Annotated in this window: 4 protein-coding genes; 2 read left to right on the top strand and 2 right to left on the bottom strand. The window is 62.6% G+C overall.

Features of this window, described 5'->3' with window-relative positions; genetic code table 11:
* Positions 1 to 635: 635 nt before the first annotated feature.
* The gene (gene cueR / locus QWB57_RS10715) at positions 636 to 1,082 is read right to left on the bottom strand and encodes a Cu(I)-responsive transcriptional regulator (RefSeq protein WP_288969506.1); all 447 of its coding nucleotides are present in this window, start codon (positions 1,080 to 1,082) and stop codon (positions 636 to 638) included.
* Positions 1,083 to 1,106: 24 nt separating this feature from the next.
* Positions 1,107 to 3,296 (bottom strand): heavy metal translocating P-type ATPase, encoded by a 2,190-nt coding sequence (locus QWB57_RS10710; RefSeq protein WP_288969504.1) that lies wholly within the window; start codon positions 3,294 to 3,296, stop codon positions 1,107 to 1,109.
* Positions 3,297 to 3,437: 141 nt separating this feature from the next.
* Here QWB57_RS10710 and QWB57_RS10705 point away from each other — a divergent pair, with 141 nt between their 5' ends.
* Together QWB57_RS10705 and QWB57_RS10700 are read left to right on the top strand one after the other, a co-directional pair.
* Positions 3,438 to 3,644 carry a heavy-metal-associated domain-containing protein gene (locus tag QWB57_RS10705; RefSeq protein WP_223629467.1) on the top strand — a complete coding sequence of 69 codons (207 nt, stop codon included), beginning with the start codon at positions 3,438 to 3,440 and terminating at the stop codon, positions 3,642 to 3,644.
* A gap of 2 nt (positions 3,645 to 3,646) precedes the next feature.
* On the top strand, positions 3,647 to 5,346 hold a 1,700-nt coding region (locus tag QWB57_RS10700; RefSeq protein ID WP_288969501.1), incomplete at its 3' end, for a copper resistance system multicopper oxidase.

Raw genomic sequence — 5,346 nt, 5'->3', positions numbered from 1 at the left:
CCAACAACAAGCCCACCTGCCTGCGGATGCACGGAACGTGAGTCTAGTAATTTTTCATCCAATAACTTCGCATAATGCATATTATGTCAAATGCGGACAAGGCCGAACATGGCTAGTGCATCCGGAATCGTCTAAAACCCGTGACAGGCCGCTCGGACAGGTACATCCAGTTGGCTGAGCTGAGCAAAGGTTCTGGACATGCCGAGGCGTTGCAGAGCGGCTTCACGCTTGGCTTTGCTGGCATGGCATTGATTGCGGGCCGTAGTGTGGCGATTGGTGCGCGGGGCCAAATATCGCGGGTTATGTACGACGTATCTAGGCGTTCGTGTTGTCAGAAGTGGCCGCTGGGCACGCGCTGAAGCAGCGTCGCGTTGATACGCCACCACTCGGTCCAACCGTTGCCCCGTCGCGCAGGCTTGCGATTGGTAGCTCACCGCTCGGTGTGCACCCAAGCATCGGTACAACTCATTGGCTGCCGCGGGTTTTGCAAGTACGAGGCAAAGCAGGAACAGCAACAACCACAGCGGCATCTTGGGCATGGCGGGCACATCCAATGGACTGCCTGTCAGCCTGCGATTTCAGATCGAGCATGGCAGTCGGTGCTTGCCCTGTGCTCACGTAGGAAAACAACGGGCTTAGTGCGATGACGCCAAATCATCGAGGATTGGGCAGCTGGGCCGATGGTCGCCATGGCACTGTTTGGCCAACCGCTCCAGGGTGCGCTGCATGGCTTGCAGCTTGCGGATTTTTTCGGCCAATTCGGCAGCGTGGCTGCGCGCCAGTTGTTTGACTTCGGCACTGGCGCGCTGCGGGTTGTCCCACAGTGCCAGCAGACTTTCGATTTGCTTGATCGAAAACCCCAGTGAACGGCCACGTTTGATGAAGCGCAGACGGTGCACGTCGGCATCGTTGTAAAGACGATAGTTGGCGAAGGTGCGGCCGCTGGGTCGGGTCAGGCCGATGCTCTCATAATGGCGGATCATCTTGGCCGACACACCGGTCAACGCTGCGGCTTGGCCAATATTGTGCAAGCCCTGCTGCAAGGCATCGGCAAGCTCTGGTCGGGTGGGTTTACTGGTCATCGGTGCGTCTCCTTCGGGTGCACATCAATCCTGCGCTTGCGGTGCCCAGCGCCGCAGCAGCAAGGCGTTGCTGACGACGCTGACACTGGATAACGCCATCGCCGCGCCAGCCAGCATCGGGTCGAGCATGCCCAGTGCCGCCAATGGGATGCCGATGAGGTTGTAGATGGAGGCCCAAAATAGATTCTGGTGGATTTTCCGCACTGTGCGCCGTGAAATATCGATGGCAGCGGCGACCAGCCGCGGGTCGGGACGCATCAGGGTGATGCCAGCCGCGTGCATCGCCACGTCGGTGCCGTTGCCCATCGCAAAGCCAACGGTGGCGGCGGCCAGCGCGGGCGCGTCGTTGAGGCCATCGCCGACCATGCCCACCGGGCCCTGCTCTGCCAGTTCACGGATCACGCGCAGCTTGTCGTCCGGCAGCAGTTCAGCGCGGACGTCGTCTTGCGCAAGCCCGATTTCTGCGGCGACGGCGCGAGCGGCGGCACGGTTGTCACCCGATAGCATCAGCGAGCGGATGCCCATCGCCCGCAACGTGGCCACCGCTTGCGCGGATTGCGGACGTGGCGTATCGCCAAATGCCAACAGCCCCTGCAAGTGCCAGCCCTGCTCGGTGTGTCCCGCCAGCCAAGACTGCGTCTGGCCTGCATTCGAGGCCTCGTTCGCCAGTATTTGCGCGGACGTCAGGTCAACGCCCAGCTCCCCCAGCCAGCGCGCATGGCCTAGCACCCAGCGCGCGTCTCCCCGCCCGCCCTGCACGCCGCGCCCGGCCACCGCGGTGATCGCGGTGATGTCGGCTGCGGCGATACCGCGCTCGTGTGCTGCGTCCAGTACCGCCTTTGCCAGTGGATGTTCGCTGCCCTGCTGCAATCCGGCAGCCAGCGCCAGCAGTGTTGTACCGTCGCCATCCAGTGCGTGCAATCGCACCAGCGTGGGTTTGCCGATGGTCAGCGTGCCGGTCTTGTCGAACGCCACGGTGCGCAGCTGGCGGGTGGTTTCCAACGCTTCCACATCCTTGATCAGGATGCCGGCGCGCGCCGCCACGCCGGTACCGGCCATCACTGCAGCGGGTGTGGCCAGCCCGAGTGCGCACGGGCAAGCAATCACCAGCACGGCGACGGCATTCAGCAGTGCTTGCGGCCAGTTCCCTGCAGCCAGCCCCCACGCTAATAACGTCACCCCGGCGATGGCGATCACCACTGGCACAAACACCGCGCTGACCTTGTCCACGATGCGCTGGATTGGTGCTTTTTGGGCTTGCGCGTCTTCCACCAAGCGCACGATGCGCGCCAGCGCGGATTCCGCACCAATCGCAACGGTGCGGATGCGCAGGCGGCCTTCGCCGTTCACCGCGCCACCCGTCACACGATCACCGGGGGCTTTGGGTACCGGCAGGGATTCGCCGCTGAGCAGCGATTCGTCGCTGTGGCTGCGTCCGTCCAGGATTTGTCCATCCACGGGAATACGTTCGCCGGGCAGCACGATGACTTCGTCATCCACGCTAACCTCGGCGATCGGCACGCTGGTTTCAATACCACTGCGCAAGACGCGTGCGGTCAGCGGGCGCAATGCTTGCAGGGCACGAATGGCATCGGTGGCTTGTCGCTTGGCGCGTGCTTCCAGCCACTTGCCCAACAAGATCAGGGTGATGACCACCGACGAAGATTCGAAATACAGCGGTGCAGCGTGCTGCGCTTGGCTGGGTGCCAGCCAGTTGAACAGGCTCAAGCCATACGCGGCGCTGGTGCCCAGTGCCACCAGTTGGTCCATATTGCCGCTGCGTGCACGCAATGCGGCAACACCGGCGCGATAAAACCGTGCGCCAAGCCAAAACTGCACGGGCGTGGCCAGCAGCCACTGCGCCCAACCGGGAAGCGCCCAATGCACGCCGACGGGCATCAAGAGCATCGGTGCAAGCAACGGCAGCGAAAGCAGTGCTGCCAGCAGCAGGTGGCGGGTTTCCCGGGGCATGCCTGTCGGCGGCGCGGCGACGGGTGTCGCGTCTTCCTCGCTGGCGTGGTAGCCGGCGCGCTCCACCGCGGCAATCAATGCCTGCACGGTTGCACTACCCTGCACTGCGGCAGTTTCCGTGGCCAGATTCACCGTGGCTTCCTGTACGCCATCAACCTTGCGTAGCGCCTTTTCCACCCGGCCCACACACGACGCGCAGGTCATGCCACTGATATTTAGATGGATGGCTGATTCGGCAGGCATCGGGGGCTCCGGCAAGACTGAATTCCTGGGCCATTCTGATCCTTCCCAAGATGGGAAGGTCAACCATCATCCCACGCTTGACCTTCCCGGCATGGCAAGGTGAACACTGCGCACCATCTTCACATTCCAAGGAGTCTTGCCATGTTGCTGCACGTTGAAAACATGAGTTGCCAGCATTGCGTAGCTGCCGTCACCCGTGCGTTGCAGGCGCTGGATGCCGCAGCTGTTGTGCACGTGGATCTGGCGAAGCAGCATGTCCTCGCCAGCGGGAATTTCAGCGCAGAAGCTGCCATCACGGCACTGAACGCGGAGGACTATCCCGCCAGCCTGATTGATGGCACCGCCTGACTATGCCCGCCCAGCATGACCCCACGCGCCGCCGCCTGCTGCACGGCATGGCGCTGGGTGGCGCGGCAGTGGCGCTGCAACCGTTGTGGGCGCTGGCATCACCGGGCCAACCGACGGTGCTGGCCGGCACCGATGTTGACCTGTGCATCGCGCGCACGCCGGTGAACATCACCGGCAAAACGGTCGACGCGTTCACCGTGAATGGCAGCCTGCCCGGCCCGATCCTGCGTTGGCGTGAAGGCGATACCGTGCGCATTCGCGTGCGCAATGCACTGGCGGAAACCAGCTCGATCCATTGGCACGGCCTGCTGCTACCGGCCAATATGGACGGCGTGCCGGGCATGAGTTTTGACGGTATCGCCCCCGGCGGCGATTATCTGTATCAATTCAAGCTCAAGCAAAGCGGCACCTACTGGTACCACAGCCATTCCAGCCTGCAAGAACAAGCGGGGCTGCTGGGGCCCATCATCATCGACCCGATTGCGCCGGATCCATGGGCCTGCGCTCATGATTACGTGGTGCTGCTCTCGGATTGGACCGATCTGGACCCGGCACGATTGTTCGCGCGGATGAAAAAACGCAGCGACTACGACAACACCTACAAGCGCACACTGGGCGACTTTGTGCGTGATGCCCGCGCACGAGGCCTACGCGCCACGTTGGCCGACCGCAAAGCCTGGGGCGCGATGCGGATGAGCCCCAGCGACCTCGCCGACGTCAATGGCCATACCTACACCTACCTCGCCAATGGCCACACTGCCGCGCAGAACTGGACGGGAATATTTGCCCCCGGTGAACGTGTGCGCCTGCGCTTCATCAACGGCGCGGCGATGACCTTCTTTGATGTCCGCATTCCCGGTTTGAAGCTGACCGTGGTGGCTGCCGATGGGCAGCCGATCCAGCCGGTAGAAATCGACGAATTTCGCATCGCGCCAGCGGAAACCTATGACGTGATCGTGCAGCCCATGGATGCCGTGGCGTACACCGTGTTCGCGCAAGCGATGGATCGCAGCGGCTATACCCGCATCACCTTGGCCCCGCACATCGGGATGCAAGCGGCAATTCCGATGCCGGATAAACGCCCGTTGCTGACGATGGACGATATGGGTCACGACGGGCACGCGATGGACAAGGCGGGCGAAATGACCTGCGGCGCCGCAATGGGAATGCCCGCGATGGAAGGCATGGCGGGCATGACACATGGCAGTGCAATGCAAACCCACCCGGCCAGCGAAACCCGCAACCCGGATGTGGATATGCAAACGATGGCACCCGTGCCGAAGTTGGATGACCCCGGCATTGGCCTGCGCAACAACGGCCGCAGCGTGCTGCGCTATGCCGATCTACGCAGCCTGCATGCGCCTGCCGATGGCCGCGAACCGTCTCGCACAATCGAGCTGCATCTGACCGGCAATATGGAACGCTTCACGTGGGGGTTTGATGGCATCCGCTTCGGTGATGCCGCCCCCATCCGGCTCAAATACGGCGAGCGCATGCGCCTTGTACTGATCAACGACACCATGATGGAACATCCGATCCACCTGCATGGTCTGTGGAGCGATTTGGAAGATGCGCATGGGCAATTTCTGGTGCGCAAACACACGGTGAGCATCCCGCCGGGCAGCAAACGCAGCATTCGTGTGACTGCCGATGCGCTGGGCCGTTGGGCATTCCACTGCCACATGCTGCTGCATATGGAAGG

Origin of the sequence: uncultured Thermomonas sp., from assembly GCF_937872235.1 — a bacterium.
Lineage (GTDB): Bacteria > Pseudomonadota > Gammaproteobacteria > Xanthomonadales > Xanthomonadaceae > Thermomonas > Thermomonas beijingensis.
This window is presented reverse-complemented; position numbering and strand designations above follow the sequence as displayed.